The following is a 26,299-nucleotide window of genomic DNA, read 5'->3' on the forward strand; positions in this document are numbered from 1 at the left end:
GCGACCCCGCAGGAGACACGATCAACGACCCCCTTGGCGCCCCCGGGAACACCAAGGGCCGCCCCTCCCGAGTCGATCTCGGCAGGAGCGGCCACCCACCCCAGCACCCCGGCCACATCTGCCACCGGGGCGCTCACACCTCACCCCGGATAGACCGGCGCCGTCCCCTCCGTCACCTTCTTCCACTGCTCGCCCGACGGCAGGCGGACGATGCCGTCCACGGAGTACGCCACCAGCGGCAACTGGTCGTCCTCGGCGGCCGTGACCTCCTTGACGCCCGAAAGGGCCGCGGGCGCCGGCACGTCCGGCGTGGAGCCGTCGACCTGGACGTACCGCATTTGCTCGACGCCCCCGTGCTCGCGCCCGACCACCACGAGCCGGCTGTCCCCGGCCCACGACATGGTGGTGACCTGCTCCAACTCCGGCGTCGCGGAGCGCAGTTCGACCACGCTGACGGCCGGCTTCCCACCCGGCCCGCCGTCTCGCTCGATCAGCCCGATGAGCAGGGTCTTCTTGCCGCCCTTCTCCACGACGAGCGCGATGCGCACCCCGTCGGCGGCCACCCGTACGGACTGGATCCGTCCGTCCAGGTGCGGCATCCGCACCTCCACCGGATCGCCCTTGCCCTCCTCGAAGAGGAGCAGCCGGGGATGCTCGGGGTCCCGGTCGGCCACCCACAGGCCGTCGTCCGCGTCCCAGCTGGGGGTCGTCAGCCGGTCCTTCTCGGCCCGGCCCTGGCTGCGCAGCAGCGGCTCACCGAGCGAACCGCCCGAGACCAGCGACCCCACGTAGAGCGACCTGCCGTCGAGGCTGACGCCTGCCGCGGTGTGCTCGTCACGCGAGACCGCCGCCGACCGCAGCGCCGTGTCGCCCTCGCCGAGCGCCCCCGGCGCCGCGTCCGGGTCGGTGCCGCTGTTGCCCGTGGGGATCCGTACGAGCCGGTGCTTGCCGTCCACGAAGTACAGGTAGTCGGGGTGACGCGCCGAGCTCCGGGAGGCCGCCGCGTCAGCTGCCCCGCGCGTGAGCGAGCACAGCTCCGATCCGCCGGCCCGCAGCCCGACCTCGTCCACGGCCGGGCTGAGGTTGCGCAGCGTGAACAGGATCTGGGCGGCCATCTCCTGGCACCGGTTGGTGCCGACGCCCGCCGCCTTGTGGTTGAGCGGGATCGTCAGTTTGTTCCGGTCGTCGGGCGTCAGCGCGCCGGCGTCCTTCGCCAGCGCCGTACCGGTGGGGAAGCTCGACCTGACCACGGGCCCGAGCCATCGCGTGGGCCCGTTGAGCAGGGAGTTCACCATCTGTGTCATGGGATCCACGCGCCGGCGCACGTAGACGGGATCGGCGACCGCCGTGGGCTGGGACCTCGACCCGGCCGCGTCGGTGTTCGAGGCGAAGTAGTACTTGCTGACGGACATGTAGTTGCGCAGGAAGTCCGACTCGCCGATGACGACACCCTGCGGCAGCGCGTCGATCCGCCACTGCCGCTTGCTGTCCTGCGTCAGGTGCACGCTCCTGCCGTACGCACCGGTCGCCGGCGCGTAGGCCAGCTGCGCGTCGACGGTGGCGACCTTGGTGCCGGTCAGCATGTACGAGATCTCGCCGGTGTCCTCCCCGCCGCCGCCCGCCTCGGGTTTGGCGCCGGGTCCGTCGGTCAGCACCGTGGCGGACGCCTCGGGCCGCCACTCCTTCGCGGCTACGCCGGTCAGGTACTGGCGCGCCGTCTTGTAGTGCGGGTCGTCGCTGGTGAGCGCCTCCAGGAAGCCCTGCACGATCTCCGAGGGCGGCGCGTCCTCCCCCGGCGGCACGGCGAAGACCCGCACCTGGGTCTCCTGGCGCGGGGTGGACTCCACGCCCCGCAGATCCCCGCTGTCCGGCATCGAGGCGCACCCCGCCAGCACCAGGACGCCACCGGCGGCGTACGCCATCACGCGGGCGGGCCTGCGCCGGCCGCGCCCCTCGCGGTCAGCGCCCACGAGATGCCTCCCCTTGCCTGTCCACGTCCCCCGGCTCGCTCTCCCGGCGGCTGTCCTCGTCCCGCGGCCCGTTCACCACCGGATCCCGTCCGGCTCGGCCACCGTCACCCTCGTCGCGCCCGGGCCTCTCCTGGCCCCTCGCAGCCCCGCGGGTATCCGACTGCTCGTCCGCCGGTGACGTGTCCTGCCGTCGCGTGTCCGAGGCGGGCCTGGGCACCACACGCGAACCGTTGCCGGGCAGTGCCGTGGGGTCCGCGGTGGGGGCGACACGCGGCGGTATCGGGTCCCGCTTCGCCCCCTGCGGCACCGACCCGCTCACCGGCTGCGCCGGCACGGTCGCCCGCTTCTCGCCGTCCCCGCCGCCACAGGGCAGCCCGGCGTCGTCAAGGCCCCGGTTCCGCCGTGAGTCCTTGGGCTCCAGCGGTATCGGGGAGCCCCGCAGCGGCTCGTCGGCGGTCCTGGGCAGCGTCAGCCGGAACTGGGAGCCACCGCCCGGCTCGCCCCACGCCTGCAGCCAGCCGCCGTGCAGCCGCGCGTCCTCCAGGGCGATGGACAGCCCCAGGCCCGTGCCACCCGTGGTACGCGCGCGTGCCGGGTCGGCCCGCCAGAAGCGGCTGAAGACACGGGTCGCCTCGCCCGGCTTGAGCCCGACCCCGTAGTCCCGCACCGCCACGGCGACCGCACCGCCCGCCGCGGCGAGCTTGACGACGACGTCCTTGCCCTCTCCGTGCTCGACGGCGTTGACGACGAGGTTGCGCAACACACGCTCCACGCGCCGGGCGTCGGCCTCGGCGACCACGGGCTGCTGGTCGCCCAGGATCCGGATCTGCGTGCCCTTGCGCTCCGCGAGCGGCTCGGCCCCGCTGACCACCCGCCGTACGACGTTCCTGAGGTCTATCGGCTCCGCCTCCAGCGCAGCGGCACCGGCGTCGAACCGGCTGATCTCCAGCAGGTCCGCGAGCAGCGACTCGAACCGGTCCAACTGGTCGGCGAGCAGCTCCGCCGACCGCGCGGTCACCGGGTCGAAGTCCACCCGCGCCTCGTGGATGACGTCCGCGGCCATCCGTACGGTCGTCAGCGGCGTGCGCAGCTCGTGCGACACGTCCGACACGAACCGGCGCTGCATCCGCGACAGGTCCTCCAGCTGGCTGATCTTCAGCTGAAGGTTCTGCGCCATCTTGTTGAAGGCCTCACCGAGCCGCGCGATGTCGTCCTCACCGGTGACCTTCATACGTTCCTGAAGCCGCCCGGCCGACAGCCGCTCCGCGATTCCCGCCGCCATCCGCACCGGCGTGACGACCTGCCGCACGACGAGCCAGGCGATGGCCCCGAGCAGGACGACGACGAACAGCCCGGCCGTCGCCAGCGTGCCCTTGACCAGGCTCAGCGACTTCTCCTCCTGGGTGAGCGGGAAGAGGTAGTACAGCTGGTACGGGTCGCCGTTGGGGTCGTCGACCTGCATACCGATGACCAGGCCCGGCTGGGAGTCCTTGGTGGGGTTGTTGTACGTGATCCGGGTGTAGCTCTGCGCGGCCGTCGTACTGCTGCCGATCCGCTCACGCAGGTCGGCGGGGACACTCCTGCTCCAGTCCACCTCGCCGGAGGCACGCTGCCCGCGGCCGCCCGCGCTTCCCGCGTCGGACGCCGGGAGCGTCACCACTTCGAAGGCGCCCTGGCCGCCGCTGGACAGCGAGGAGACGAGGTCGCTCATCCACGGGGAGACGTTCTGCGCGGGACGCCCGTCAACCGTGGCAGCGTCGTCGCCGGTGCCGCTCGGCGCCTCCTCGGCCCGCTGCTTGGCCACCGCGAAACCGCCCGTGGCCTGGCTCTGGGACGCCTTCACCTTGGCGTCGAGCAGGCCGTTGCGCACCTGCCCGATGACGACGAAGCCCAGCAACAGCACCACGCCCAGCGACATCAGCAACGTCGTGACGACGACCTTGAGCTGGATGTTGCGCCGCCACAGCCGCATGACGGGCAGCAACGGCCGGCGCACCCACCGCATGAACAGGCGGATGACCGGGCTGCCCTGGACTCCGCCCTGGAGCAGCAGCCCACTCTCCAGAAACCGTCCCCAGCGGGAGCCGGACTTCTTCCGCCCGACAGGCCGCTCCGGGCGGGCCCCGGACCGGCCGGGCGCCGAAGCGGCACTGTCGCCGGACATGTCAGCTCGGCCCTGCCTTGTACCCGACACCACGGACGGTCACCACGATCTCCGGCTTCTCCGGGTCCTTCTCGACCTTGGAGCGCAGCCGCTGCACATGGACGTTGACCAGCCGCGTGTCCGCCGCGTGCCGATAACCCCAGACCTGCTCCAGCAGCACCTCGCGCGTGAACACCTGCCACGGCTTGCGCGCGAGCGCGACCAGCAGGTCGAACTCCAGCGGCGTCAGCGCGATCGACTGCCCGTCCCGCTTCACGGAGTGCCCCGCCACGTCGATGACCAGGTCACCGATGGCGAGCTGCTCCGGAGCGGGCTCCTCCGACCTGCGGAGCCGCGCCCTGATCCGGGCCACCAGCTCCTTCGGCTTGAACGGCTTCACGATGTAGTCGTCAGCGCCCGACTCCAGGCCCACGACCACGTCGACCGTGTCGCTCTTCGCGGTCAGCATCACGATCGGCACGCCCGACTCCGCCCTGATCAGACGGCACACCTCGATGCCGTCCCGGCCGGGCAGCATCAGGTCCAGCAGCACCAGATCGGGCTTGGCCTCACGGAACGCGGCCAGCGCCTTGTCACCGTCGGCCACGAACGACGGCTCGAAACCCTCACCACGCAGCACGATGCCGAGCATCTCGGCCAGTGCGGTGTCGTCGTCGACGACAAGGACTCGTCCCTTCATAAACGACATCATCCCATTCTCATAACAGTGGCGAAGGCAGTGGTGAGGTAGGTCACCGGCCAGTGACCATAGTCGCAGCAAGCGCTACTGTCTGCCCTCGCCCGCCCGCCGATGATCTCGACGCGGGCACCGGCGGCCCGGTTCCCGGGCCCGGGACGGCGGCGAAGGGGCCCAGGACCGATCGCAGCCGAGGAGAGCAGGCGACGAGGGTGCCGGAACCTGCTCCGGCCCCGCCCACCCTCCACAGCGGTCGGCTCGACCCGCCGTGACCCGCACCCTGTGCAGGCCCCACACACCCGCCACAGGCCCTACAGTGCCCGGCTCAGCCCGCCGTCACCCGGCGCGACCGCGCACACACCTCGGCGAGTGCCTCAGCGGTCACCGGCGAAACGACGCCCTCCTCCGTGACGATCGCCGTCACCAGCTCGGCCGGAGTCACGTCGAACGCGGGGTTGTACGCCTGCGTCCCCAGCGGCGCCACCGGAATCCCGCCGCCCGCCTCCGTACCGACCACCGGCACCTGCGGCGCCGTCACCTCGGTCACCTCGTGCCCGGGCCGCTGCTCCACCTCGACGGAGGCCCCGTCCGCCGTGTCCAGATCCACCGTCGTCACCGGCGCCACCACGATGAACGGCACATGGTGATAGCGCGCCAGCACCGCCAGCGGATAGCTCCCGACCTTGTTCGCCACCGAACCGTCCGCCGTGATGCGGTCCGCCCCGATCAGCACCGCGTCCACCTCACCGGCGGCGAACAGCGACCCCGCAGCGTTGTCGGTGAGCAGCGTGTACGCCATCCCGCGCCGGGCCGCCTCGTACGCCGTGAGGCGGGCACCCTGCAGCAACGGCCGCGTCTCGTCCACCCACAACCGCCGCAGCCGCCCCGTCCGGTGCGCCGCGAGCGCCACCGCGAACGCCGTGCCCTCGCCGCCCGACACCAGCGAACCGGTGTTGCAGTGGGTGAGGACCCGGTGCCCGCCACCGGGCAGCAGCTCGTCCAGCAGTGCCAGCCCGTGCTCGGCCATCCGCCCACTGGCCTCGGCGTCCTCCCGGTGCAGCTGCCGTGCCGCGGCAAGCGCCGCCGCAGCCGCCTGCCGGACGTCGCCGCCCTCGGCGAGCGCCGCCTCGTGCGCCGAGTGCGCCCTGCGCACGCCCACAGCCAGGTTCACCGCGGTCGGCCGGGCACCCGCCAGCGCGGCCGCCGCCTCGTCCACGTCGAAGCCCCGCAGGGCGGCGAGCGCGACGCCGTACGCCCCCGCGATGCCGAGCAGCGGTGCCCCGCGCACGGCCAGCGAGCGGATCGCCTCCACGAGTGCGGACGCGTCCGTACAGACCAGTTCGACCTCCTCGGCAGGCAGCCTCGTCTGGTCCAGCAGGACCAGAACGGGGCCTTCCGGTGGCTCTTCCCAGCGGATCGCCGGGATCTCGCTCGGCCGCTTGTCATCGCCGCTGTGCGCGTACTGATCAGCCATGCCGTCAGTCTGCCCCCAATCGAGCGGACAATTGAAGGTACGCAGCCCATACCGCGGCCGGTCACTCCAAGACCACCCCATGGCACGATGGCTGCCAACCTGCCGCCGCGCCCGCGGACGGGCACCGTGAAGGAGCGACGATGAACGACACTCCGGGCTGGGCCTCGCCCGGATCCGCCCCGTCCGACGGCCAGAAGCCGGACCAGTCCGGCCCCGCCGAGCCCACCGATCGCCCCGCACAGCCCGCGGACCAGCCGGCCCAGGCCGGCCAGGCACCGCAGGGACCCGGCCCGCAGTGGTCCAAGGACCAGCCGCCACCGGCCCAGTGGTCGGCCCCCAGCGGCCCCTCCGTCCCCGGCCAGGCACCCCCGCCCCCTCCCCCCGGCCCGGGCTGGGGCAACCAGCCCCCCGGCGGACATGGCCCCGCAGGCCACGGCGGATACGGCGCCCCCGGTCGCCCCGGCGGCTGGGGAGGCGGCTGGGGCGGTCCCCCGCCCGCCGCCAAGCCCGGCGTGATCCCGCTCCGCCCGCTCGGCGTGGGCGAGATCCTCGACGGCGCCGTCTCCACCATGCGCACGTACTGGCGCACGGTCCTCGGCATCTCGCTGACCGTCGCCGTCCTCACCGAGGTCATCGTCGTCCTGTTCCAGGGCCTCGTCCTGGACGACTCCAGCACCGACGCCCTCAACGACCCCAGCGCCACCCTCAGCGAGCTGAGCCGCGCCATGGGCGACGCCCTGCTCAACTCCTCCGTCGTCTTCGTGATCTCCCTGGTCGGCACCGTCATCGCGACCGCTCTGCTCACGACCGTCACCAGCCGCGCCGTGCTCGGCAAGTCGGTGACCATCGGCGAGGCCTGGCGGGACGCCCGCCCTCAGATCCTCAAACTGTTCGGCCTCATCTGCGTGTTGCTGCTCATCACCGTCGGCGTCGTCACCGTGGGAGCCCTGCCCGGCCTCCTCGTGACCGTCGCCGGGAGCAGCGCCGCGGGCGTAGCCCTCACCGTCCTCGGCATCATCGGCGCCGGCATCGTCGCCCTGTGGCTGGCGATCCGCTTCTCCCTCGCCTCTCCCGCCCTCATGCTGGAGAAGCAGGGCATCAAGAAGGCCATGAGCCGCTCCGCGAAGCTCGTCCAGGGCACCTGGTGGCGGATCTTCGGCATCCAACTGCTCGCCACACTCATCGCGAACATCGTCGCCTCGATCATCGTCATCCCCTTCACCCTCCTCGCCGCGGCCCTCAGCGGCGACGGCCTCACCGGCTGGCTCAACACCGGTGTCGGCAGCCTCGGCTGGTCGTTCCTCATCATCAGCGGCATCGGCTCGGTGATCGGCTCCATGATCACGTTCCCGATCACGGCCGGCGTCACCGTGCTCCTCTACATCGACCAGCGCATCCGCCGCGAGGCCCTCGACCTCGAACTGGCCCGCGCCGCCGGTGTCCAGGACTACGGCTCCACCGCCCCCGGCGCCACCCCGGGGAGCTGATGCGGTGAGCCCGACGGGGGAACTTCTCACAACGGCGCTGCCACGCGCCGGCATACGGACGCTGCTGAGCGTCGGCGACACCTCCCTGCTGTCGTCGGCCCGCTCCGCCGACGACCCGCCCCTCACCATCCCGCGCGACCCCGCGCGGGAGGCGGCCCGGCGCGAACTGTCCAAGCGGATGTACCACGAGAACGACCCCAGCCTGCTCCAGCGCGCCCTCGACGCCATCTGGGAATGGCTCGGCAAACTCTTCAACGCCACCTCGACCGCCACCCCCGGCGGCACACTCGGCCTGATCGTCATCATCCTGGCCGTCATCGCGGTCCTGGCCGCCCTGTGGTGGCGCCTGGGCACCCCCCGCCGCCAACCCACCACGTCCGCAACCCTGTTCGACGACCGCCCCCGCAGCGCCGCCGAGCACCGCGCCGCCGCCGAGGCACACGCCGCCCAGGGCCACTGGAACCAGGCCGTCCAGGAACGCATGCGCGCCCTCGTCCGCGCCCTGGAGGAACGCGCCCTCCTCGACGTCCGACCCGGCCGCACCGCGGACGAGGCCGCAGCCGAAGCCGGCCGGGCCCTGCCCGCCCACACCGACCGACTGCGCACCGCCGCCCGCGACTTCGACGACGTGACGTACGGCGGCCGCTCGGCGACCGAAGAGTCGTACCACCGCATCGCCGAACTCGACCGCGACCTGGAACGCACCAAGCCCCAGCTCGCGACGAGCAGCGCCGCCACGGCCCCCACCACCCGCCAGGGAGCCGCCGAATGACCACCGAGGCCACCCTCACATCCAGCTCGGCCTCGCCCACCGCCCGCCAGGTGTGGACCCGCGCTCGCGGCATCGCGCTCGCCCTCGTGGTGCTCCTCGCGGGAGCCGTCGCCATCGCCGTCGTCCGCTCCGACGCCCGCCACGGCGAACTCGACCCGCGCTCCGCCGACCCGGGAGGCAGCCGCGCCGTCGCCGAACTCCTCGCCGACCGGGGCGTGGACACCCGCGTGGTCACCACCCTGGACGAGGCAGCCACCGCAGCCGGCCCGGACACGACCCTCCTGGTCGCCGCCCCCGACCTGCTGACCCCCGCTCAGCAGACCCGCCTGCACCACGCGTTCGCCGACTCCGGCGGCCGCACCGTCCTGGTCGCCTCCGGCAGCGCCTCCGTCGAACGGCTCGCCCCCGGCGTCACCGCAGACCCCGCCACCAGCCTCGACTCGGCGCTCGCCCCCGACTGCGCCCTGCCCGCCGCCCGACGCGCAGGCACCGCCGACACCGGCGGCGTCCGCTACACCACCACCCACCTCGGCGCCGACGCGTGCTACCCCAGCGAACGCCTGGCCACCCTGCTCCGCCTCCCGGACGAGAAGGGCAACGGCGACACCATCGCCCTCGGCGCGCCCGACATCCTCCTCAACGACCGCCTCGACGAGCAGGGCAACGCCTCGCTCGCCCTCCAACTCCTCGGCTCCCGCCCCCATCTGGTCTGGTACCTCCCCTCGCTCTCCGACACGTCGGCCACCGGCACCGACGACGAACGCAGCTTCTTGGACCTGCTCCCCTCGGGCTGGCTCTGGGGCACCCTGCAGCTCTTCGTCGCCGCAGCCCTGGCCGCCCTCTGGAGGGCACGCCGACTGGGCCCCCTCGTGCCCGAAAAACTCCCCGTCGCGATCCGCGCCTCCGAAACCGCCGAAGGCCGCGCCCGCCTCTACCGCAAGACCGACGCCCGCGACCGCGCGGCCGACGCTCTTCGCTCCACCACCCGCACCCGCCTCGCCCCCCTCGTAGGCGTCCCCGTCACCCAGGCGCACACGCCCGAGGCCCTGCTCCCCGCCCTGTCCGCCCACCTCCACGGCGTCGGCCAGGACCAGCACGCCCTCCTCTTCGGACCACCGCCCAGCGACGACGCAGCACTCATCGCACTCGCCGACCGACTCGACGCCCTCGAAAGAGAGGTACGCCGTCCATGATGGACCCGACCACTGACAACGCCGGGCCGAGCGGGGACCCGGGCACCGCCCGCGACGCCCTGGAGGCCCTGCGCGCCGAGATCGCCAAGGCCGTGGTCGGCCAGGACCCCGCCGTCACCGGCCTCGTCGTCGCCCTGCTCTGCCGCGGCCACGTCCTCCTCGAAGGCGTCCCCGGCGTCGCCAAGACCCTCCTGGTCCGCGCCCTCGCCTCGGCCCTCGAACTCGACACCAAGCGCGTCCAGTTCACCCCCGACCTCATGCCGAGCGACGTGACCGGCTCCCTGGTCTACGACACCCGCAGCGCCGAGTTCTCCTTCCAGCCCGGCCCGGTCTTCACCAACCTCCTCCTCGCCGACGAGATCAACCGCACGCCCCCCAAGACCCAGTCCTCCCTCCTGGAAGCCATGGAGGAACGCCAGGTCACCGTCGACGGCACCCCCCGCCCCCTCCCCGACCCGTTCCTGGTCGCAGCGACCCAGAACCCGGTCGAGTACGAGGGCACCTACCCCCTCCCGGAAGCCCAACTGGACCGCTTCCTCCTCAAACTCACCATCCCCCTCCCCTCCCGCCAGGACGAGATCGACGTCCTCACCCGCCACGCCGAGGGCTTCAACCCGCGCGACCTCCACGCCGCCGGCGTACGCCCCGTAGCGGGCCCGGCCGACCTGGAAGCAGCCCGCGCAGCGGTCGCCAAGACGACCATCTCCCCGGAGATCACCGCCTACGTCGTCGACATCTGCCGCGCCACCCGCGAATCGCCGTCCCTCACCCTCGGCGTCTCCCCCCGAGGCGCCACGGCGCTCCTGGCCACCGCCCGCGCCTGGGCCTGGCTGACCGGCCGCGACTACGTCATCCCCGACGACGTGAAAGCCCTGGCCCTCCCGACCCTCCGCCACCGCGTGCAACTGCGCCCGGAGGCGGAAATGGAAGGCGTGACGGCCGACTCCGTCATCAACGCGATCCTCGCCCACGTCCCCGTCCCCCGCTGATGGCACTCACCGGACGCGCCGCCCTGCTCGCGGCCCTGGGCTCCCTCCCCGTCGGCATCTGGGAGCCCAGCTGGACGGGCATCCTGGCGGTCAACGCCCCCTTGGCCGTGGCCTGCGCCTGCGACTTCGCGCTGGCCGCCCCTGTGCGCCGTCTGGGCCTGACCCGTTCCGGCGACACCTCCGTACGCCTCGGCGACACGGCGGACGTCATCCTCACCCTGACCAATCCGTCCCGCCGCCCCCTGCGCGCCCGGCTCCGTGACGCCTGGCCCCCCAGCAGCTGGCAGCCCGGCACGGAAACGACTGCCTCCCGCCACCGCCTCACGGTCCCCCCGGGCGAACGCCGCCGCATCACGACCCGGCTACGCCCCACCCGACGAGGGGACCGCCAGACCGACCGCGTCACGATCCGCTCGTACGGCCCCCTCGGCCTGTTCGCCCGCCAGGGCACCCACAAGGCCCCCTGGACGGTTCGCGTCCTGCCCCCGTTCACCAGCCGAAAGCACCTGCCTTCGAAGCTGGCCCGCCTCCGCGAACTGGACGGCCGCACCAGCGTCCTCACCCGAGGCGAGGGCACGGAGTTCGACAGCCTGCGCGAATACGTTCCCGGCGACGACACTCGTTCCATCGACTGGCGCGCCACAGCCCGGCAGACCACGGTCGCCGTACGCACCTGGCGCCCTGAGCGCGACCGCCACATCCTCCTGGTCCTCGACACCGGCCGCACCTCGGCCGGCCGCGTGGGCGACGCACCGCGCCTCGACGCCTCGATGGACGCGGCACTCCTCCTCGCAGCCCTCGCCTCCCGCGCCGGCGATCGCGTAGACCTCCTCGCCTACGACCGTAAAGTCCGCGCCCTGGTCCAAGGCCGCACCGCGGGTGACCTTCTTCCCGCACTGGTCAACGCCATGGCCGCGCTCGAGCCGGAACTCGTCGAAACGGACGCGCGAGGCCTCGCAGCCACCGCTCTCCGTGCTTCCCCCCGCCGCTCCCTGATCATCCTGCTCACCACCTTGGACGCGGCTCCCATCGAAGAGGGCCTGCTCCCGGTCCTGGCTCAGCTCACCCAGCGCCACACGGTATTGCTGGCGTCGGTGGCCGACCCGCACATCACCGACATGGCCAAGGCCCGTGGCGATGTCGACGCCGTCTACGAAGCTGCCGCAGCCGCCCAGGCCCAGTCGGAACGCCACCGAACCGCGGAACAATTGCGTCGCCACGGCGTCAAGGTCGTCGACGCCACACCGGACGACCTCGCGCCGGCACTCGCGGACGCGTATTTGGCACTGAAATCGGCGGGGCGCCTGTAACGAATAAGGGCCCCGAAAGGGGGCCCAACGCAGAAAACCCCCGCATCCGAAGATGCGGGGGTTTTCCCAAAGATTGTTCGGCGGCGTCCTACTCTCCCACAGGGTCCCCCCTGCAGTACCATCGGCGCTGTAAGGCTTAGCTTCCGGGTTCGGAATGTAACCGGGCGTTTCCCCTACGCTATAACCACCGAAACACTATGAAACTGTCGAACAATGCCGCACCACACCATCAACGATGGCATGGGGCCGTTCGTGGTTTCAGAACCAACACAGTGGACGCGAGCAACTGAGGACAAGCCCTCGGCCTATTAGTACCGGTCAACTCCACACGTTACCGTGCTTCCATATCCGGCCTATCAACCCAGTCGTCTACTGGGAGCCTTACCCTCTCAAGGAGGTGGGAATACTCATCTCGAAGCAGGCTTCCCGCTTAGATGCTTTCAGCGGTTATCCCTCCCGAACGTAGCCAACCAGCCATGCCCTTGGCAGAACAACTGGCACACCAGAGGTTCGTCCGTCCCGGTCCTCTCGTACTAGGGACAGCCCTTCTCAATATTCCTACGCGCACAGCGGATAGGGACCGAACTGTCTCACGACGTTCTAAACCCAGCTCGCGTACCGCTTTAATGGGCGAACAGCCCAACCCTTGGGACCGACTCCAGCCCCAGGATGCGACGAGCCGACATCGAGGTGCCAAACCATCCCGTCGATATGGACTCTTGGGGAAGATCAGCCTGTTATCCCCGGGGTACCTTTTATCCGTTGAGCGACGGCGCTTCCACAAGCCACCGCCGGATCACTAGTCCCGACTTTCGTCCCTGCTCGACCCGTCGGTCTCACAGTCAAGCTCCCTTGTGCACTTACACTCAACACCTGATTGCCAACCAGGCTGAGGGAACCTTTGGGCGCCTCCGTTACTCTTTAGGAGGCAACCGCCCCAGTTAAACTACCCATCAGACACTGTCCCTGATCCGGATCACGGACCCAGGTTAGACATCCAGCACGACCAGACTGGTATTTCAACGACGACTCCCCCTGAACTGGCGTCCAGAGTTCACAGTCTCCCAGCTATCCTACACAAGCCGAACCGAACACCAATATCAAACTGTAGTAAAGGTCCCGGGGTCTTTCCGTCCTGCTGCGCGAAACGAGCATCTTTACTCGTAGTGCAATTTCACCGGGCCTATGGTTGAGACAGTCGAGAAGTCGTTACGCCATTCGTGCAGGTCGGAACTTACCCGACAAGGAATTTCGCTACCTTAGGATGGTTATAGTTACCACCGCCGTTTACTGGCGCTTAAGTTCTCAGCTTCGCCCCACCGAAATGGAGCTAACCGGTCCCCTTAACGTTCCAGCACCGGGCAGGCGTCAGTCCGTATACATCGCCTTACGGCTTCGCACGGACCTGTGTTTTTAGTAAACAGTCGCTTCTCGCTGGTCTCTGCGGCCACCCCCAGCTCGAACAGCAAGTGTTCTCACCAGGTGTGGCCCCCCTTCTCCCGAAGTTACGGGGGCATTTTGCCGAGTTCCTTAACCATAGTTCACCCGAACGCCTCGGTATTCTCTACCTGACCACCTGAGTCGGTTTAGGGTACGGGCCGCCATGAAACTCGCTAGAGGCTTTTCTCGACAGCATAGGATCATCCACTTCACCACAATCGGCTCGGCATCAGGTCTCAGCCTTATGTGATCCGGATTTGCCTGGATCACGGCCTACACCCTTACCCCGGGACAACCACCGCCCGGGATGGACTACCTTCCTGCGTCACCCCATCACTCACCTACTAACCGCTTGGTCCGGCGGCTCCACCACTTTCCTTTCCCCGAAGGGTCCGGAACGGCTTCACGGCCTTAGCATCACGATGCTCGATGTTTGACGCTTCACAGCGGGTACCGGAATATCAACCGGTTATCCATCGACTACGCCTGTCGGCCTCGCCTTAGGTCCCGACTTACCCTGGGCAGATCAGCTTGACCCAGGAACCCTTAGTCAATCGGCGCACACGTTTCTCACGTGTGTATCGCTACTCATGCCTGCATTCTCACTCGTGAACCGTCCACAACTCGCTTCCGCGGCTGCTTCACCCGGCACACGACGCTCCCCTACCCATCACGATCCCCGTTGGGGGTATATATCGCAATGACACGACTTCGGCGGTACGCTTGAGCCCCGCTACATTGTCGGCGCGGAATCACTAGACCAGTGAGCTATTACGCACTCTTTCAAGGGTGGCTGCTTCTAAGCCAACCTCCTGGTTGTCTCTGCGACTCCACATCCTTTCCCACTTAGCGTACGCTTAGGGGCCTTAGTCGATGCTCTGGGCTGTTTCCCTCTCGACCATGGAGCTTATCCCCCACAGTCTCACTGCCGCGCTCTCACTTACCGGCATTCGGAGTTTGGCTAAGGTCAGTAACCCGGTAGGGCCCATCGCCTATCCAGTGCTCTACCTCCGGCAAGAAACACACGACGCTGCACCTAAATGCATTTCGGGGAGAACCAGCTATCACGGAGTTTGATTGGCCTTTCACCCCTAACCACAGGTCATCCCCCAGGTTTTCAACCCTGGTGGGTTCGGTCCTCCACGAAGTCTTACCTCCGCTTCAACCTGCCCATGGCTAGATCACTCCGCTTCGGGTCTTGAGCGTGCTACTGAAACGCCCTATTCGGACTCGCTTTCGCTACGGCTTCCCCACACGGGTTAACCTCGCAACACACCGCAAACTCGCAGGCTCATTCTTCAAAAGGCACGCAGTCACGAGAATGAAGCAAGCTTCATTCCGACGCTCCCACGGCTTGTAGGCACACGGTTTCAGGTACTATTTCACTCCGCTCCCGCGGTACTTTTCACCATTCCCTCACGGTACTATCCGCTATCGGTCACCAGGGAATATTTAGGCTTAGCGGGTGGTCCCGCCAGATTCACACGGGATTTCTCGGGCCCCGTGCTACTTGGGTGTCTCTCAAACGAGCCGCTGATGTTTCGACTACGGGGGTCTTACCCTCTACGCCGGACCTTTCGCATGTCCTTCGCCTACATCAACGGTTTCTGACTCGTCCTGTCGCCGGCAGACGACAGAAGAGAGATCCCACAACCCCGCATACGCAACCCCTGCCGGGTCTCACACGTATACGGTTTAGCCTCATCCGGTTTCGCTCGCCACTACTCCCGGAATCACGGTTGTTTTCTCTTCCTGCGGGTACTGAGATGTTTCACTTCCCCGCGTTCCCTCCACACTGCCTATGTGTTCAGCAGCGGGTGACAGCCCATGACGACTGCCGGGTTTCCCCATTCGGAAACCCCCGGATCAAAGCCTGGTTGACGACTCCCCGGGGACTATCGTGGCCTCCCACGTCCTTCATCGGTTCCTGGTGCCAAGGCATCCACCGTGCGCCCTTAAAAACTTGGCCACAGATGCTCGCGTCCACTGTGCAGTTCTCAAACAACGACCAGCCACCCATCACCCCGCCCTCAACAGGCGAGTTCACTGGGGCCGGCGACTGAGGAAATTTCGTTCCCTCAGACACCCAACAGCGTGCCCGGCCAAATCCCGTCCGGAGATCATGCGTTCCACACTCTTACGAGCAGTACTAGCAGCCTCCGACCCGAGGTCCTGGCCGAATAGTCAACGTTCCACCCATGAGCAACCAGCATCAGACATTCGCTGATGTACTGGCCTCTGACCTCGCCCCGAAGGACTCGGTAAGAAGTGCTCCTTAGAAAGGAGGTGATCCAGCCGCACCTTCCGGTACGGCTACCTTGTTACGACTTCGTCCCAATCGCCAGTCCCACCTTCGACAGCTCCCTCCCACAAGGGGTTGGGCCACCGGCTTCGGGTGTTACCGACTTTCGTGACGTGACGGGCGGTGTGTACAAGGCCCGGGAACGTATTCACCGCAGCAATGCTGATCTGCGATTACTAGCGACTCCGACTTCATGGGGTCGAGTTGCAGACCCCAATCCGAACTGAGACCGGCTTTTTGAGATTCGCTCCACCTCGCGGTATCGCAGCTCATTGTACCGGCCATTGTAGCACGTGTGCAGCCCAAGACATAAGGGGCATGATGACTTGACGTCGTCCCCACCTTCCTCCGAGTTGACCCCGGCGGTCTCCCGTGAGTCCCCAGCACCACAAGGGCCTGCTGGCAACACGGGACAAGGGTTGCGCTCGTTGCGGGACTTAACCCAACATCTCACGACACGAGCTGACGACAGCCATGCACCACCTGTACACCGACCACAAGGGGGCGCCTGTCTCCAGACGTTTCCGGTGTATGTCAAGCCTTGGTAAGGTTCTTCGCGTTGCGTCGAATTAAGCCACATGCTCCGCCGCTTGTGCGGGCCCCCGTCAATTCCTTTGAGTTTTAGCCTTGCGGCCGTACTCCCCAGGCGGGGCACTTAATGCGTTAGCTGCGGCACGGACAACGTGGAATGTTGCCCACACCTAGTGCCCACCGTTTACGGCGTGGACTACCAGGGTATCTAATCCTGTTCGCTCCCCACGCTTTCGCTCCTCAGCGTCAGTATCGGCCCAGAGATCCGCCTTCGCCACCGGTGTTCCTCCTGATATCTGCGCATTTCACCGCTACACCAGGAATTCCGATCTCCCCTACCGAACTCTAGCCTGCCCGTATCGACTGCAGACCCGGGGTTAAGCCCCGGGCTTTCACAACCGACGTGACAAGCCGCCTACGAGCTCTTTACGCCCAATAATTCCGGACAACGCTCGCGCCCTACGTATTACCGCGGCTGCTGGCACGTAGTTAGCCGGCGCTTCTTCTGCAGGTACCGTCACTTTCGCTTCTTCCCTGCTGAAAGAGGTTTACAACCCGAAGGCCGTCATCCCTCACGCGGCGTCGCTGCATCAGGCTTTCGCCCATTGTGCAATATTCCCCACTGCTGCCTCCCGTAGGAGTCTGGGCCGTGTCTCAGTCCCAGTGTGGCCGGTCGCCCTCTCAGGCCGGCTACCCGTCGTCGCCTTGGTGAGCCACTACCTCACCAACAAGCTGATAGGCCGCGGGCTCATCCTGCACCGCCGGAGCTTTCGACCACCATGGATGCCCAAGGTGGTCAGTATCCGGTATTAGACCCCGTTTCCAGGGCTTGTCCCAGAGTGCAGGGCAGATTGCCCACGTGTTACTCACCCGTTCGCCACTAATCCCCACCGAAGTGGTTCATCGTTCGACTTGCATGTGTTAAGCACGCCGCCAGCGTTCGTCCTGAGCCAGGATCAAACTCTCCGTGAATGTTTTCCCGTAATCGGGATGACACGCACGAGAGCGGAACAGTCAGGCGGAATAAGCCCGACCGTTCACAGCGTCCTCGCTGTGTTTTCTTCAAAGGAACCTCGACCATCGGTTATCCGATGGACGGGGTATCAACATATCTGGCGTTGACTTTTGGCACGCTGTTGAGTTCTCAAGGAACGGTCGCTTCCTTTGTACTCACCCTCTCGGGCTTTCCTCCGGGCTTCCCTTCGTTCTTGCGTTTCCGACTCTATCAGATCTTTCCGATCCGATTTCCTCGGTGCTTTCCAGGTTCCCGCTTCCGCGTTTCCCTTTCCGGCGGTTCCGACTTTATCAGAAGTTTCGGGCCGGATTGACCGGCCATTCGTTTCCGAATCATCGGGAGAGGCTTCAATGAAATCAGCATTCCAAGAAGCAGATAGATGTTCACTCTCGCTGGTCTGGGACTAGAGCCCATCTCCAGACAACTGTTCAAATCTACCTCCCCTCACTTGCCGTGTCAACGGCTCCTGTGGGGCGAAGAGGACACTAGCAGCTGAACGGCGGTGGTTGCACATCCGGCGGTCGGGCGAACGATCAGGCGGCTGTGGGGACGGTCGCGCTGCGTTCCGCTGCCGCGACGTCGCCGGTCTCTCCCGCGCGGGCGGCACGGCCGCCCAGGACGTAGACGTAGGCCAAGAAGGCCACTTCGGCGGCGATCCCGATGGTGATGCGGGCCCAGGTGGGGAGGCCGGACGGGGTGACGAAGCCTTCGATGGCGCCGGAGACGAAGAGGACCAGGGCGAGACCTATGGCCATGCCTAGGGCGGCTCGGCCCTCTTCCGCGAGAGCCGTACGCCGCGTTCGGGGGCCGGGGTCGATCAGCGTCCAGCCCAGGCGCACACCGGTGCCCGCCGCGACGAAGACGGCGGTCAGTTCGAGGAGGCCGTGCGGGAGGACCAGGCCCAGGAACGTGTCGAGGCGGCCGACGGAGGACATCAGGCCGACGCCGACTCCGAGGTTGAGCATGTTCTGGAAGAGGATCCAGAGGACCGGCAGTCCGAGGAAGACCCCCAGGATGAGGCACAGGGCGGCGGCCCAGGCGTTGTTCGTCCAGACCTGGGCGGCGAAGCTGGCAGCCGGGTGGCTGGAGTAGTACGTCTCGTACTGGCCGCCTGGACGGGTGAGCTCGCGCAGTTCGCCGGGGGCGGCGATGGATGCCTGGACTTCGGGGTGCGTGCCGATCCACCAGCCGAGGAGGGCGGCGACGGCCGTCGACAGGAGCGCCGTGGGCACCCACCAGTGGCGTGCCTTGTAGACGGCCGCGGGGAAGCCGTGGGTCAGGAAGCTGGTGACGTCTCGCCAGGAGGCGCGTCGGGTGCCTGTCACGGCACTACGCGCGCGTGCCACGAGTTGGCTCAGCCGTCCGGTCAGCTGTGGGTCCGGGGCGCTGGACTGGATCAGGGAGAGGTGCGTCGCGGTGCGCTGGTAGAGGGTGACGAGTTCGTCGGCCTCGGCGCCGTTGAGGCGACGCTGGCGGCGGAGGAGGGCTTCGAGGCGGTCCCACTCCGCTCGGTGGGCGGAGACGAAGACGTCGAGGTCCATCGGTGTGCCTGCTCCTCGGCTGGGTCGTCGGAGGCTCGTCGTGGATCAGCTTGTCGTACTGCGGTGCGATGCGCCCTCAGCTTGGCAGACTGGCCCTGTCGGGGGCAGGGCAGGGGAAGGGCGGCGGGCGTGAGTGAGCTGGTGACGGGCGAGGCTGTGGCGTTGGAGCTGCGCCCCGCGAGGCTGCCCAGCAGGGCGCTGGCCGTGCTGCTCGATCTGGTGGCGGCGATCGCGGTCTACGTCGCGGTGACCATCGTGCTGGTGACGTCCACGGCCTCGCTCGACGAGGCGGCTCAGACGGCGCTGTCGATCGGGACGTTCGTTCTCGTGCTGGTGGGCGGGCCGATCGCGGTGGAGACGCTCAGTCACGGACGGTCGCTGGGGAAGATGGCGTGCGGGCTGCGTGTCGTGCGGGACGACGGGGGGCCGATCCGCTTCCGGCATGCGCTGGTGAGGGGTTTGATCGGGGTGATCGAGATCCTCATGACCTTCGGGGTCGTCGCCTGCATCGCCTCGTTCGTGTCGGCGCGTGGGCGGCGGCTGGGGGATGTGTTCGCGGGGACGCTCGTGGTGCGGGAGCGGATTCCGGTCACGCGGACCGGTTTCGTGCCGCCTCCTCCGCCATGGCTGGCGGGGCGGTTCTCGGGGCTCGATCTGTCGGCGGTGCCCGACGGGCTGTGGCTCGCCGTCCGGCAGTACCTGACGCGCATGCGGCAGCTGGATCCGCAGGTGGGCTGGTCGATGGCGGAGCGGCTGGCGTCGGATCTGGCGGAGCGTACGGGGGCTCCGGTGCCGCAGGGTGTGCCGCCGGCGGCGTATCTGGCGGCCGTCGTACAGGAACGGCAGGCGCGGGAGGCCCGGCGGGCCTTCGGACGCGATACGGCCCGGGCGGCCACGCCCGCCGCCGTCCCGGCGACGAACGGTCCAGCGGCCTCGCCTGAGGCTCGTCGCGGGACTCCCGCTGTCTACGGACCGCCGGTCGGAACGCCTGAGGTGGTCTCCGAGCCGTCCGCTGTGGAGCGGCCGTCGGAATCACCGACGGTGGAGCGGCCCTCGGAGTCACCGACGGGCTCGGCGGGAGATCGACCCGGTACCGGGTTCGTGCCGCCGGCCTAGTGGAGCCCGGGGCCCGCCGATCCGGCGTGGCTGTCTGTTCAGGGGAACACCGACGGCGGTGATTCCAGGTCTTCGAGCTCGATACCGGGGGCCGCGAGGACCACGTCCCCGGCGATGTGCACGGTGTGCTGCTCGCCCGTGTCCAGCGCTGTGACCTGGTATTCGTCCACGGCCAGGGGGCCGTTGTCAGTGGCGTGTGTTTCGCTCTTCACCAAGGCCCAGGACTGGTCCACGGTGCGTGGGGCGAGGACCGGATCCGTGAAGGCGACGAGGCGTACGCGGGTGGCGGCTGCGGAGGGGGTGAGGCGCAGGAGTCGGGCGGTGGCGACGAGGAATGCCGGGGAGGCGCCGGTGAAGGCGTGGGCGCGCACATTGCCTTCGGTGGCGTCGGTGCCGGTGGGGTCGGTGCGGACCCAGGTGACTCCGTCGAGGGCGGCGCCGCGGACCTGCCAAGCCGCGGCGTGGAGTTCGAGACGGATGGGGCGGCCCAGTTCGTCGAGGGTGAGGTCGACGGAGCCGTGGTGATCGCCTGCGGGGGTGGTCAGCTGGGAGACGTAGCGCCAGCCGGAGGGGCCGGGGGCGCATTGGAAGTGTTCTTCTGCGAGGGGGGTGTGATCGTGCGGATCGTGGAGCGAATAGCGGCCGCGGGGCATGGGGGTCCTGGGTCTTGACGGGCTGGGCCGGTCGTCGCCGGCCCGTCGAACGGGGCAGGCCCCCGGCACGGGGGTGCGGGGGCCTGCCTCGGAGATCCGACCGGCTGCGAACGCGGCAGCGGTGCTGCTCTGCTCAGTAGCGGTAGTGGTCCGGCTTGAACGGGCCCTCGACCTGCACGCCGATGTACTCGGCCTGCTCGGGGCGCAGCGTCGTCAGCTTCACGCCGAGCGCGTCCAGGTGGAGGCGGGCGACCTTCTCGTCGAGGTGCTTGGGGAGCACGTAGACGCCGGTCGGGTACTCGTCGGGCTTGGTGAACAGCTCGATCTGGGCCAGGGTCTGGTCCGCGAAGGAGTTGGACATCACGAACGACGGGTGGCCGGTGGCGTTGCCCAGGTTCAGCAGGCGGCCCTCGGACAGGACGATGATCACCTTGCCGTCGGGGAAGGTCCAGGTGTGGACCTGCGGCTTGACCTCGTCCTTGACGATGCCGGGGATCTTGGCGAGGCCGGCCATGTCGATCTCGTTGTCGAAGTGGCCGATGTTCCCGACGATGGCCTGGTGCTTCATCTTGGCCATGTCCGAGGCCATGATGATGTCCTTGTTGCCGGTCGTGGTGATGAAGATGTCGGCCGTCTCGACGACGTCTTCGAGGGTCGCGACCTGGTAGCCGTCCATCGCGGCCTGGAGGGCGCAGATCGGGTCGATCTCGGTGACGATCACGCGGGCGCCCTGTCCGCGCAGGGACTCCGCGCAACCCTTGCCGACGTCGCCGTAGCCGAAGACGACCGCGGTCTTGCCGCCGATGAGGACGTCGGTGGCGCGGTTGATGCCGTCGATGAGCGAGTGGCGGCAGCCGTACTTGTTGTCGAACTTCGACTTGGTGACGGCGTCGTTGACGTTGATCGCCGGGAACAGGAGGACGCCGTCGCGCTGCATCTCGTACAGGCGGTGGACGCCGGTCGTGGTCTCCTCGGTGACGCCGCGGATCTCCGAGGACAGCTGGGTCCACTTCTGGGGGTTCTCGCCCAGGGTGCGGGTCAGCAGCTCGAGGATGACGCGGTGCTCGTCGGACTCGGCGGTGTCGGGCGAGGGGACCTTGCCGTCCTTCTCGTACTCGACGCCCTTGTGGACGAGGAGGGTGGCGTCGCCGCCGTCGTCGAGGATCATGTTGGGGCCGCCGGTGGGGCTGTCCGTCCAGGTCAGCGCCTGCTCGGTGCACCACCAGTACTCGTCCAGGGTCTCGCCCTTCCAGGCGAAGACCGGGACGCCCTGGGGGTTGTCCACGGTGCCGTTCGGGCCGACGGCGATGGCGGCGGCCGCGTGGTCCTGGGTGGAGAAGATGTTGCAGGAGGCCCAGCGGACCTGCGCGCCGAGGGCGACCAGGGTCTCGATGAGCACGGCGGTCTGCACGGTCATGTGCAGGGAGCCGGTGACACGTGCGCCGGCCAGGGGCTGTGCCTCGGCGTACTCCTTGCGGATCGCCATCAGGCCCGGCATCTCGTGCTCGGCGAGGGTGATCTCCTTGCGGCCGAACGCGGCCAGGGAGAGGTCGGCGACCTTGAAGTCCTGTCGGTTCTCGACAGTCGTCATTGCGAGCTGCTCCTCGGGGTTGGGGCGAGATGGGTACGGCTGGTCTGCGCGGCGGCGGACACAGGGGTGCCCGAAAGAGGACACAGGCATGCCCGCGTACGCGCAGCGCAGTCCGTCGGAGGCCCTCTCTCCCTCGGCCGGTCCGCGGAGGGACCGCCCGACCGCCATCAGCAGCGACGTCTGGCTCCGTCCCAAGCTACACCGGGGGCGGGTGCGAACCCCAGCCCGCACCGGAATCCCTCCAGTGATCGTCCAGTCGGCCGGGGGACGGCGACGGGGCCCGCCGGATGGTCCGGCGGGCCCCGTGGGCGCTGGTGGAGGGGTCAGTGGTCCGAGGGGGCCGGGCCGCCCGGGGTGGCCTCGGGGTCGGGGCCCTTGGCGGCTTCGCGCTCGCTGTAGATGTCCGGCTCGAGGTAGATCACGCGGGCGATCGGGACGGCGTCGCGGATGCGGGCCTCGGCGGCGTCGATGGCGGCGGCGATCTCGGTGGCCGTGTCGTCGTGCTGGACGGCGATCTTGGCGGCGACGAGGAGTTCCTCGGGGCCGAGGTGGAGGGTGCGCATGTGGATGATGCGGGTGACGGTGTCGCCGTCGACGACGGCGGCCTCGATCTTCCGGGTCTCCTCGAGGCCGGCGGACTCGCCGAGCAGGAGGGACTTGGTCTCGGCGGCGAGGACCAGGGCGATCAGGATGAGCAGGACGCCGATGCAGAGGGTGCCGATGCCGTCCCAGACGCTGTCGCCGGTGAGGAGGGCGAGGCCGACGCCGCCGAGCGCGAGGATGAGGCCGACGAGGGCGCCGAGGTCCTCCAGGAGGACGACGGGGAGCTCGGGGGCCTTGGCGTGGCGGATGAAGTCCTTCCAGGAGCGGCTGCCGCGCAGGGGGTTGGACTCCTTGATGGCCGTCCGGAAGGAGAAGCCCTCGGCGATGATCGCGAAGATCAGGACGCCGACGGGCCAGTACCAGTGCGTGAGCTCGTGCGGGTGCTTGATCTTCTCGTAGCCCTCGTAGAGGGCGAACATGCCGCCGAGCGAGAAGAGCACGATGGAGACGAGGAAGGCGTAGATGTAGCGCTCGCGGCCGTAGCCGAAGGGGTGTTGCGGGGTGGCCTCGCGCTTGGCCTTCTTGCCTCCGACCAGGAGCAGCGCCTGGTTGCCGGAGTCGGCGACGGAGTGCACGGACTCGGCGAGCATCGACGACGAGCCGCTGAAGAGGAACGCCACGAACTTCGCCACCGCGATCGCGAGGTTGGCGCCCAATGCCGCCACGATCGCCTTGGTACCGCCTGACGCGCTCATATGTCCGCGTTGTCCCTTCGTACGCCGTTCCAGGGCCCGGGCGACCGCCTTGGTGCGCGCCCGTGGCTTTGCCCGTGCTTGACGGTGGGCCATTGTTGCAGCCCTCCGCGACAGCGGTGAGTCAGGTCACCGGGACGGGGCGGTCGAAACGGTCAGGCGATGACGGTGGCCCGGAAAAGCGTTCCCGTTCCGGACACTTCGGCCTTTTCTCCGGCCGGGACGAAGACGGACTCACCGGGGGTCAGGTCGTGTTCGCCGGCCCGGACGGTGCCGGCCGTGCAGAGCAGGATCTGCGGGGTCGGGCGGGTGAGGTCGTGGGCGGCACCCGCCTCGGGGAGGACGTAGCGCGAGAGGCGGAATTCGTCGATGGGGGTCTCGTAGACCTCCTCGCCGTCCGGGGAGGCCTCGGGGCGCAGGACGCCGGGGTCGCTGGGGAGGAAGCGGACGATGCGCAGGAGTTCGGGGACGTCGACGTGCTTGGGGGTCAGGCCGCAGCGCAGGACGTTGTCGGAGTTGGCCATGATCTCGACGCCGAGACCGTCGAGGTAGGCGTGCGGCACGCCGGCGCCCAGGTAGAGGGCCTCGCCGGGCTGGAGCCGGACGTGGTTGAGCAGCATCGCGGCGATGACGCCGGGGTCGCCCGGGTAGTGGTGGGCGATGTCGGCGTAGGGGGCGTAGGCGCCGCCGAGGCGGTCGCAGGCGACGGCCGCTTCCGCGACGGTGCGGGACATCTCGTCCGGGTCGGCGGAGAGGATCGCCGTGAGGACCTCGCGCAGGGCGGCGTCCTCGGGGTGGGCGTGCAGGAGGTCGACGTAGGGCTTGAGGGAGTCGACGCCGAGGTCGTCGAGGAGGGCCGCGGCCTCCAGCGGGTCGCGGAAGCCGCACAGGCCGTCGAACTCGGTGAGGGCACAGATCAGTTCGGGCTTGTGGTTGGCGTCCTTGTAGTTGCGGTGCGGGGCGTCCACGGGGATGCCGCGCCGCTCCTCGTCCGCGTAGCCCTGCTTGGCCTGCGCGAGGTCGGGGTGGACCTGGAGGGACAGCGGGGCACCCGCGGCGAGGATCTTGAGGAGGAAGGGCAGCCGGGGGCCGAACCTGGCGACGGCGGCGGGCCCGAGTTCCTTCTCGGGGTCGGCGTCGACGACCTCGACGAGCGTGCCCCGGTCGGTGCGCGAGGGGGCGCCGGGGTGGGCGCCCATCCACATCTCCGCCTGCGGCTCGCCGGTCGGCTCGACGCCGAGCAGCTGCGGGATGGCGGTCGGGGAACCCCAGGCGTAGGGGCGGACGGTGTTGTCGAGGCGGTCCATGGCGTTCTCTCTGGGTGTGCGGGGGTGCGGGCGCGTCAGGCTGTCCCGGGCAAGATCAGGCCCTCGAAGCAAGCGCCAGGTAAACCGCGGCGAAATCCGTGATGGCGATCAGTTCCGCGAGGGTCTCCAGTTCGCCGCCGGCCTCCGGTTCGAGCTCGCTGATCGGTGTGTCGTGGCTGAGGGCGAGTTCGCGGGCGCCGGGGGCGGCGGTGAGGCCGCCGATGGGGCGGTCGCGGAGCAGGACCACGCGCGCGTGCAGGGCGGGCGCTTCCTCGACGCGGTCGCGGAAGAAGTCGTCGGGGTCGGCGCTGGCGGCCAGCGGGCCGGCGAGCAGGGCGCCGTGGGCGGCGAGCGCCTCGGGGAGTTCGGCGACGACGGCGGGCGTGCCGGACAGTTCGGCGAGGGCCGCGGCGAAGCGGCGGCCGGCCGGGCCTGCCGAGACGCCCTCGGTCCAGACGACCGGGAGCGCGTCGGACAGTTCGGCGGCCAGGGTCTTGGCGGCGTTGCTGTACGTGGCGATGGCCGGGCCGCAGCGTTCGGCGACGAGGTCGAGGCGGTCGGCGACCTTGCCGAGGGCGTCCGGCGGAGCGTCGAGTACGCCCGTGCGGTCCAGGAGCGCGAGGAGCGGGGTGAGCAGGGCCCACAGGACACCGGGGGCGGACGCGGCGAGGGGCTCCTCCTGGTCGTACGGGGCGGTCGCCACGGGGACGAACAGGCCGTGCACACCGGCGAGGGCGTCGGCGAGCGGGGTACGGGCGGGAGCCACGGCCGCGACGGTGCAGCCCCGGCGGTAGGCCTGCTCGGCGAGCAGGGACAGGCCGGGTTCGGTGCCGTCCGGGGTGGTGATCAGCAGGAGGTCCACGGAGCCGGCCCAGCCGGGCAGTTCCCACCGCAGGGCGCCCGCGCCGGGGGCGACACCGGTGGGGGCGAGGCGGATGACCGGGCTGCCGGCACCGGCGAGCGTGCCGATGAGGTCGGCGGCGTGGGTGGCGGCGGCACCGGGGCCGGCGATGAGCACCGCGCGGGGGCGGCCGTCCGGCTTGAGGTCGTTGACGCCCGCCTCGGCAGCGTGGCGGGCCGCGGTCCGGACGCGGGCGCCGGCTTCTGCGGCGCCGCGGAGCAGTCCGCGGTGGTCGGCCTCGGCGAGGCCCTCCGGGGAGTCGAGCAGCGATTCGTCGAGCATGGGCGGCAGCTTCCCATCGCCGGGGTCCGTTATGAGGGTGTCCTGGATCGTGCCCGCTGTGCCGGGGGCTATGTGCACCGTGTGTCGCGGGGTGCGTGCGCCCCCGTCGGTCAGGCGGGGCGGCGGGCCTCGTCGACGAGCAGGACGGGGATGCCGTCGCGGACGGGGTAGGCCAGGCCGCAGCTGCTGTCGGTGCAGATCAGTTCGGTGTCCTGCTCCGTGAGGGAGGAGTGGCAGGCCGGGCAGGCGAGGATCTCGAGGAGGCCGGATTCGAGGGGCATAGGGGTTCC

General features: G+C 69.1%; 17 protein-coding genes and 3 rRNA genes. 6 read left to right on the top strand and 14 right to left on the bottom strand.

Translation table 11 applies throughout. The features are described from left to right. Positions 1 to 140: 140 nt before the first annotated feature. The 4 genes from QOL88_RS15420 to mtnA all read right to left on the bottom strand — a co-directional run bounded on the left by QOL88_RS15420 (position 141) and on the right by mtnA (position 6,284). On the bottom strand, positions 141 to 1,970 hold the full coding sequence (locus QOL88_RS15420; RefSeq protein WP_097216980.1) for an LpqB family beta-propeller domain-containing protein: 1,830 nt from the start codon (positions 1,968 to 1,970) through the stop codon (positions 141 to 143). Further along, entirely contained in the window at positions 1,960 to 4,134 is a 2,175-nt protein-coding gene (mtrB, locus tag QOL88_RS15425) for an MtrAB system histidine kinase MtrB (protein WP_097216981.1), read from the bottom strand. Before mtrB ends, QOL88_RS15420 begins: the two co-directional genes overlap by 11 nt. A gap of 1 nt (position 4,135) precedes the next feature. Continuing rightward, the gene (gene mtrA, locus QOL88_RS15430; RefSeq protein WP_009188938.1) at positions 4,136 to 4,825 is read right to left on the bottom strand and encodes a two-component system response regulator MtrA; all 690 of its coding nucleotides are present in this window, start codon (positions 4,823 to 4,825) and stop codon (positions 4,136 to 4,138) included. Positions 4,826 to 5,135: 310 nt separating this feature from the next. Then, positions 5,136 to 6,284 carry an S-methyl-5-thioribose-1-phosphate isomerase gene (mtnA, locus tag QOL88_RS15435; protein WP_097216982.1) on the bottom strand — a complete coding sequence of 383 codons (1,149 nt, stop codon included), beginning with the start codon at positions 6,282 to 6,284 and terminating at the stop codon, positions 5,136 to 5,138. Positions 6,285 to 6,424: 140 nt separating this feature from the next. On the opposite strand from mtnA, the gene QOL88_RS15440 reads away from it, so the two are divergent. The 5 genes from QOL88_RS15440 to QOL88_RS15460 are packed head-to-tail and all read left to right on the top strand — an operon-like array spanning position 6,425 to position 12,035. Continuing rightward, positions 6,425 to 7,771 (top strand): glycerophosphoryl diester phosphodiesterase membrane domain-containing protein, encoded by a 1,347-nt coding sequence (locus tag QOL88_RS15440; RefSeq protein WP_283445895.1) that lies wholly within the window; start codon positions 6,425 to 6,427, stop codon positions 7,769 to 7,771. Between the two features lie 4 nt (positions 7,772 to 7,775). Beyond that, a complete protein-coding gene (locus QOL88_RS15445) occupies positions 7,776 to 8,543 on the top strand; it encodes a DUF4129 domain-containing protein (RefSeq protein WP_097216983.1) in 768 nt (255 codons plus the stop codon). Then, on the top strand, positions 8,540 to 9,736 hold the full coding sequence (locus tag QOL88_RS15450) for a DUF4350 domain-containing protein (protein WP_097216984.1): 1,197 nt from the start codon (positions 8,540 to 8,542) through the stop codon (positions 9,734 to 9,736). The genes QOL88_RS15445 and QOL88_RS15450 overlap by 4 nt, the downstream gene beginning before the upstream one ends. Continuing rightward, entirely contained in the window at positions 9,736 to 10,725 is a 990-nt protein-coding gene (locus QOL88_RS15455) for an AAA family ATPase (RefSeq protein WP_097216985.1), read from the top strand. Before QOL88_RS15450 ends, QOL88_RS15455 begins: the two co-directional genes overlap by 1 nt. Further along, positions 10,725 to 12,035 (top strand): DUF58 domain-containing protein, encoded by a 1,311-nt coding sequence (locus QOL88_RS15460; RefSeq protein ID WP_097216986.1) that lies wholly within the window; start codon positions 10,725 to 10,727, stop codon positions 12,033 to 12,035. The genes QOL88_RS15455 and QOL88_RS15460 overlap by 1 nt, the downstream gene beginning before the upstream one ends. 75 nt (positions 12,036 to 12,110) lie before the next feature. Here QOL88_RS15460 and rrf read toward each other — a convergent pair. The 4 genes from rrf to QOL88_RS15480 all read right to left on the bottom strand — a co-directional run bounded on the left by rrf (position 12,111) and on the right by QOL88_RS15480 (position 18,864). Next, a 5S ribosomal RNA gene (gene rrf / locus QOL88_RS15465) occupies positions 12,111 to 12,227 on the bottom strand. Positions 12,228 to 12,323: 96 nt separating this feature from the next. Then, positions 12,324 to 15,444 (bottom strand): 23S ribosomal RNA (locus QOL88_RS15470). A gap of 310 nt (positions 15,445 to 15,754) precedes the next feature. Continuing rightward, positions 15,755 to 17,280, bottom strand: a 16S ribosomal RNA gene (locus tag QOL88_RS15475). The 16S, 23S and 5S rRNA genes sit together here, the layout of an rRNA operon. A 576-nt stretch (positions 17,281 to 17,856) precedes the next feature. Further along, complete coding sequence (locus tag QOL88_RS15480; protein WP_097216987.1) at positions 17,857 to 18,864, bottom strand: stage II sporulation protein M; 1,008 nt, start codon at positions 18,862 to 18,864, stop codon at positions 17,857 to 17,859. Positions 18,865 to 18,993: 129 nt separating this feature from the next. Here QOL88_RS15480 and QOL88_RS15485 point away from each other — a divergent pair, with 129 nt between their 5' ends. Then, on the top strand, positions 18,994 to 19,980 hold the full coding sequence (locus QOL88_RS15485) for an RDD family protein (RefSeq protein WP_097216988.1): 987 nt from the start codon (positions 18,994 to 18,996) through the stop codon (positions 19,978 to 19,980). Between the two features lie 38 nt (positions 19,981 to 20,018). On the opposite strand, the gene QOL88_RS15490 is transcribed toward QOL88_RS15485, so the two are convergent. The 6 genes from QOL88_RS15490 to QOL88_RS15515 all read right to left on the bottom strand — a co-directional run bounded on the left by QOL88_RS15490 (position 20,019) and on the right by QOL88_RS15515 (position 26,290). After that, positions 20,019 to 20,633 (bottom strand): hypothetical protein, encoded by a 615-nt coding sequence (locus QOL88_RS15490; RefSeq protein ID WP_097216989.1) that lies wholly within the window; start codon positions 20,631 to 20,633, stop codon positions 20,019 to 20,021. Between the two features lie 133 nt (positions 20,634 to 20,766). Then, a complete protein-coding gene (gene ahcY / locus QOL88_RS15495) occupies positions 20,767 to 22,224 on the bottom strand; it encodes an adenosylhomocysteinase (protein WP_097216990.1) in 1,458 nt (485 codons plus the stop codon). A 323-nt stretch (positions 22,225 to 22,547) separates the two neighbouring features. Continuing rightward, positions 22,548 to 23,522, bottom strand: coding sequence for a cation diffusion facilitator family transporter (locus QOL88_RS15500; protein ID WP_097216991.1), 975 nt, complete (start codon positions 23,520 to 23,522; stop codon positions 22,548 to 22,550). A gap of 152 nt (positions 23,523 to 23,674) precedes the next feature. Next, positions 23,675 to 24,826: a mannose-6-phosphate isomerase, class I gene (gene manA, locus QOL88_RS15505; RefSeq protein WP_097216992.1), complete on the bottom strand. Its 1,152-nt coding sequence runs from the start codon at positions 24,824 to 24,826 to the stop codon at positions 23,675 to 23,677. A gap of 55 nt (positions 24,827 to 24,881) precedes the next feature. Next, a complete protein-coding gene (locus QOL88_RS15510; RefSeq protein WP_097216993.1) occupies positions 24,882 to 26,009 on the bottom strand; it encodes an SIS domain-containing protein in 1,128 nt (375 codons plus the stop codon). Positions 26,010 to 26,119: 110 nt separating this feature from the next. Then, on the bottom strand, positions 26,120 to 26,290 hold the full coding sequence (locus QOL88_RS15515) for a Trm112 family protein (RefSeq protein ID WP_097216994.1): 171 nt from the start codon (positions 26,288 to 26,290) through the stop codon (positions 26,120 to 26,122). Positions 26,291 to 26,299 lie beyond the last annotated feature (9 nt).

The sequence above is a fragment of the Streptomyces sp. Ag82_O1-12 genome (genome assembly GCF_900182715.1).
In the GTDB taxonomy this organism is placed as follows: Bacteria; Actinomycetota; Actinomycetes; order Streptomycetales; family Streptomycetaceae; genus Streptomyces; species Streptomyces massasporeus.